The following is a 2,290-nucleotide window of genomic DNA, read 5'->3' as shown; positions in this document are numbered from 1 at the left end:
CAGCAATCGTTGGTTACATCTTTGATTTCTCGCGGAGTAACTTGTGATGCTGATAATCTTGCGACTAGCAGTCTTACCTCACAAGCACCCACACGAATTGCTTGATTCAGTTGTTAAAGAGCGGGTGATTGAGCCTTTCGTCTCAACCGAGGTGCGCATTCTACAGCAGCCTCATCTTCCGTCAAGTGGTTTCGAAAATTTCTTTTCAATCTCAACCACTTGCGCTTTCGATCAACACCTAGCTTCTCGTCAGCGGGAGGCGAATTCTACAGCGTTTCAAACCGCTGTCAACCGCCTCTTTTACCGCTTTCGATTAGCTCGACCAGGAGCTGTCATTGCTCGCCGTCAGCACGCTACTTGTCACAGCGCGAAAAGATCGGAGCACCGCTGGATAAATCAGATCGCCGTGGCGCCACCATCCACCGCCAGCGCCTGGCCGGTGGTAAAGGCCGCATTGTCGCAGCACAGGTAAAGCACCGCCGTGGCGATTTCCTCGACCTTGCCGATGCGCCCGACCGGGTGCATGGCGGCGGCGAACTCGCCCTTCTTCGGGTCGGACTCATAGGCGCGACGGAACATATCGGTGTCGATCACCGCCGGGCACACCGCGTTGACTCGCACTTTCTTCTTCGCGTATTCGACGGCCGCCGATTTGCTCAGGCCGATCACCGCGTGCTTGGACGCGCTGTAGATGCTCATCTTCGGCGCCGCCCCTAGGCCGGCAACCGACGCAGTGTTGACGATGGCGCCACCACCCTGCGCCAACAGCAGCGGGATCTGATGTTTCATGCACAGCCACACGCCTTTGACGTTGACGTCCATGATGGCGTCGAACTCGCTTTCGCTGCCCTCGGCCAGCTTACCCTTCTCGATCTCGATGCCGGCGTTGTTGAAGGCGTAGTCCAGACGGCCATAGGCGCCCAGGGTACGCTCCATCAGTACCTTGACCTCGGCGTCACGGGTTACGTTGCAGCGCACGAACAGCGCGTCACCGCCGGCCTCACGGATCAGCGCCACTGTCGCCTCGCCGCCTGCCACATCAACGTCGGACACCACCACTTGCAGGCCTTCGTTGGCGAATGCCAGTGCCGTAGCACGACCAATACCAGCAGCACCACCGGTGACCAGGGCAACCCGGCCGGAAAAGCTAAAGTTCATCTGCGTGTCCTCGCAAGGATTAGAAACCGCGTCGAGTCTAATCAGCTCCTCCACACCAAGGCAGCACTATCAAACTGCTAGTGATGGCCTTATCGAAATTAGTGATTAACACCCCACAGGACATATCATTCGAATGGATTAATCACCATTTCTCCCACAGGCAAATCTTGCCCATCACGCCGCTACGGGCTATCAACAGTCTTTCCGTTCAGTGAGTACCTGCCATGACTGCCCCACTCAATCGTCAGTTTCTGCTTGCCCAACGCCCGGTCGGCCTGCCCAGCCGCGAGACCTTTAGTTATGTGGAAACCAGCGTCGGCGAACCCGGCCCCGGCCAGATTCTGGTGAAGAACGCCTACCTGTCGCTGGACCCAGCCATGCGCGGCTGGATGAACGATGCCAAGTCCTATATCCCGCCGGTCGGCATTGGCGAGGTGATGCGCGCCCTTGGCGTCGGTGAAGTGGTGGCTTCGCAACACCCGGACTTTGCCGTGGGCGACCATGTCAACGGCGCCCTCGGCGTGCAGGACTACTTCCTCGGTGAGCCCAAGGGTTTCTACAAGGTCGACCCCAAGCGTGCGCCGCTGCCGCTGTATCTGTCGGCGCTGGGCATGACCGGCATGACCGCCTACTTCGCCCTGCTCGATGTCGGCGCGCCAAAGGCCGGTGAGACCGTGGTGATTTCCGGCGCGGCCGGTGCGGTCGGCAGCATTGCCGGGCAAATCGCCAAGCTCAAAGGCTGCCGCGTGGTCGGCATCGCCGGCGGGGCAGACAAGTGCAAGTTCCTCATCGATGAGCTGGGCTTCGATGGCGCCATCGATTACAAAAACGAAGACGTGATCGCCGGCCTCAAACGCGAGTGCCCGAAAGGCGTCGATGTGTACTTCGACAACGTCGGTGGCGACATTCTCGATGCCGTGCTTACCCGCCTGGCCTTCAAGGCGCGGGTAATCATTTGCGGCGCGATCAGCCAGTACAACAACAAACAAGCGGTCAAGGGCCCGGCCAACTACCTCAATCTGCTGGTTAACAGCGCGCGCATGGAAGGCATGGTGGTGATGACCTACGCTCCACGCTTCGCCGAAGCCGCGCAGGAGATGGGCGGCTGGCTGGCCAGCGGCAAGCTGAAATC

2 protein-coding genes are annotated in these 2,290 nt (G+C 59.4%); one reads left to right on the top strand and one right to left on the bottom strand.

From position 1 onward, the window contains the following. Nucleotides 1-396: 396 nt before the first annotated feature. Nucleotides 397-1,158, bottom strand: coding sequence for an SDR family oxidoreductase (locus tag WA145_RS15670; protein ID WP_422582457.1), 762 nt, complete (start codon nt 1,156-1,158; stop codon nt 397-399). Between the two features lie 224 nt (nt 1,159-1,382). On the opposite strand from WA145_RS15670, the gene WA145_RS15665 reads away from it, so the two are divergent. Beyond that, on the top strand, nt 1,383-2,290 hold a 908-nt coding region (locus WA145_RS15665), incomplete at its 3' end, for an NADP-dependent oxidoreductase (RefSeq protein WP_422582456.1).

Origin of the sequence: Pseudomonas sp. (assembly GCF_049301935.1) — a bacterium.
In the GTDB taxonomy this organism is placed as follows: Bacteria; Pseudomonadota; Gammaproteobacteria; order Pseudomonadales; family Pseudomonadaceae; genus Aquipseudomonas.
The sequence above is the reverse complement of the archived record's forward strand: the minus strand, read 5'-3'. Positions and strand labels throughout refer to the sequence as shown.

Bases quoted from the DNA above. Each gene is read 5' to 3' on its own strand.
- WA145_RS15670 (WP_422582457.1), bottom strand. From the start codon at position 1,158: ATGAACTTTAGCTTTTCCGGCCGGGTTGCCCTGGTCACCGGTGGTGCT.